Below are 418 nucleotides of genomic sequence, written 5' to 3' on the forward strand. Positions count from 1 at the left end.
CTCTTCTTCGAGCTCGTTGAGCGTGAAGTTGATGCGCTCCTGCGAGAACTCGTCGATCGCCAGGCCCTGCACGATCTCGTACCTGCCATTCGTGCAGGTGACCGGGTAGCCGAACATCACGTCCTTCGGAATGCCGTAGCTGCCGTCCGAGGGAATGCCCATCGTGACCCACTTGCCATTCGTGCCCAGCACCCAGTCACGGATGTGGTCGATGGCCGCGTTGGCCGCCGAAGCCGCCGAGGACAGGCCGCGCGCTTCGATGATCGCCGCGCCGCGCTTGGCGACCTTGGGAATGAAGGTCTCGCGGTTCCAGGCCTCGTCGGCGACCTTGTCCTTCAGCGAGGCGCCGCCCACGGTGGCGAAGCGGTAGTCCGGGTACATGGTCGGGCTGTGGTTGCCCCACACCACCAGCTTCTCG

The 418-nt window shown here is 65.1% G+C and carries 1 pseudogene; it reads right to left on the reverse strand.

Annotated features, from left to right (window positions below):
• Window positions 1-418, reverse strand: a pseudogene (locus FLQ44_RS17780) (malate dehydrogenase); the annotation flags it as partial.

This window comes from Vogesella mureinivorans (assembly GCF_007644035.1).
Classification (GTDB): domain Bacteria; phylum Pseudomonadota; class Gammaproteobacteria; order Burkholderiales; family Chromobacteriaceae; genus Vogesella; species Vogesella mureinivorans.